Annotated in this window: 1 protein-coding gene; it reads left to right on the top strand. The window is 30.5% G+C overall.

Going from position 1 to position 2,633, the window contains the following annotated elements:
- Nucleotides 1-214 precede the first annotated feature (214 nt).
- Nucleotides 215-2,368, top strand: a complete 2,154-nt coding sequence (gene rnr, locus U9R42_09080) for a ribonuclease R (GenBank protein ID MEA3496172.1) — start codon at nt 215-217, stop codon at nt 2,366-2,368.
- Nucleotides 2,369-2,633: the final 265 nt, after the last annotated feature.

Raw genomic sequence — 2,633 nt, 5'->3', positions numbered from 1 at the left:
TAAGTAATAATTTTAATCGTGAAAAATTTGATAACAAAATTGAATATTTTCAAAATATGGATTTTATTTTCCGTGAAGGGAATAAAATAAAACTTACGGATGAGGGAACTTTATTTTCGGATGGAATTGTAGCAGATTTAATGATAGAATGAGAAAATAACAATTAAATGATAACAAAACAATTAATCAAATTACCAAATGAACAAAAATAATTATGTCTAAAAAAGAGAAAAAAAATAAAATTCAAAGAAAAGCAAAAAGAAGTTTACAATCTGCCATTGTTAAGTATTTGGAAAATAATCCTAATGAATCATTTAATGTGAAACAACTTTCATACAGACTTGGTTTTAAAAATAAAAAAGATAGAGCGGTTTTACAAAATCTAATTCAACGGCTTGTTGAAGATGGGGTTATTGCCGAGCCAAATCCATGGAAATATAAAGCAAAATCGATAAAAAAAACTGTATTTACCGGAAAAATTGAAATAACAAAGTTCGGATATGCTTTTGTAAGTTGTGATGAATTTGAAGATGATATTTTTATTCCTCCTCGCCACACCGCAACAGCTTTTAATGGAGATAATGTAGAAATATTAATTCAACAAACACGGAAAGGGAAAAAAATTGAAGGGCATGTTACAAGGATAATTGAACGTTCAAAAACGGACTTTGTAGGTATTGTTGAGCTTTCATCAAAGTTTGCTTTTGTTGTTCCTGATAGTAATAAAAGTCATATCGATTTTTTTGTTCCTTTAACAAAACTTGCCGGAGCTAAAAACGGTGAAAAAGTTATTGTTCAATTTGTTGATTGGCCAAAAGGTTCAAAGAATCCTTTTGGGAAAATCAAAAAAGTTTTAGGAAAAGCTGGAGAAAACGAGGTTGAAATGCATGCCATAATTGAGGAGTTTGGGTTGCCTTATAAATTCCCTAAAAATATTTTGCAGGATGCTGAAGCAATTTCGGATGCAATTAGTGAAAACGAAATTAAAAAACGTAAAGATCTTAGAAAAATTCTAACATTTACAATTGACCCACATGATGCTAAGGATTTTGACGATGCTATTTCTTTTAGAAAAATAAATGACAAAAAATATGAGATAGGAATTCACATTGCTGATGTAACTCATTATTTAAAGCAGGGGACTGACCTTGATAAAGAAGCTTTTAAAAGAGCAACATCCGTTTATCTTGTTGATCGTGTTATTCCTATGCTTCCCGAACGATTGTCAAATAATTTATGCTCCCTTCGTCCTGATGAAGATAAATTGTGTTTTTCTGCAATTTTTGAAATGGATGATAAGGCAGTTATTCATAAAGAATGGTTTGGCAAAACAATAATTCGTTCGGATAAAAGATTTGCTTATGAGGATGTGCAAAAAATAATTGAAGATAAAAAAGGAAAATTTGCTGAGGAAATTCTCAAAATTAATGCAATAGCAACTAAGCTTAGAGAACAAAGATATGCTGACGGTTCATTTTCTTTTGAAACTGAAGAAGTGGAATTTGACCTTGATAAAAAAGGTAATCCTTTAGGGATTTTAAAAAAGCTAAGGAAGGAAGCAAATATGTTAATTGAAGATTTTATGCTTTTGGCAAACAGAAAAGTTGCTTCAATTATTACGAATAATGAAGATGAAATTCCTTTTGTATATAGGAATCATGAAAGTCCAAAACGTGATAGACTTGAACAATTTATAATTATTGTTCAGCAGTTTGGTTATCAGATTGATAATAGTAATAAAAAAGTACTTGCACAATCTTTTAATGAACTGTTGAAGAGAATTGAGGGTAAACCTGAGCAAAACTTTTTACAAACACTTGCAATAAAATCAATGTCTAAAGCAGAATACTCAGCTGAAAATATTGGGCATTTCGGACTTTCATTTGAGAATTACACACATTTTACTTCACCAATACGAAGATATCCTGATGTTATGGTTCACCGGTTGTTAAATGATTATTTAAGCAAAAATGAATCGAAGGCTTCAATTGAAGAATTGGAAGATAAATGTAAACATAGCTCGGAAAGAGAGATTAATGCAGAAGCAAGTGAAAGAGCATCAATAAAATACAAACAAGTTGAGTACATGAAAGATAGGTTAGGTGAAACATTTAAGGGAGTGATAAGTGGAATTATTCAGTCAGGATTTTTTGTTGAGTTGATAGAAAGTAAGTGTGAAGGATTTGTCCCTATTCAATCTATTAAGGATGATTTTTATATTTATGACGAAGATAATTATCAGTTTACCGGATATACAACTAAGAAAAGATTTAAACTTGGGCAATCACTAAAGGTTAAAGTCGTAGAAGCTAATCTAATAAAACGAGAACTTACATTTGGGGAAGGAGAAAATATTAGTAGTAAATGACTCAAGTTTCGCATAATAATTCTGTATGCTAACATATACTTCGACTGGTCATAATTTGAGCTTTGGTACTATGTTTAATAAATTGATTATTATTCGTTTACACGGTATAGCAAAATGTAATTTATGACCGCTCAGCATATATTTATTATCTGACTGTTATATTATGTATTTTTTCTTAGTGCAACTTTGTGCCTTTGTGTCTTTGTGGCAAGACATTGATAATTAGCCACGAAGGCTCTAAGACACGAAGAATCACAAAGTATGA

The sequence above is a fragment of the Bacteroidota bacterium genome, assembly GCA_034723125.1.
Taxonomy (GTDB): domain Bacteria; phylum Bacteroidota; class Bacteroidia; order CAILMK01; family JAAYUY01; genus JAYEOP01.
This window is presented reverse-complemented; position numbering and strand designations above follow the sequence as displayed.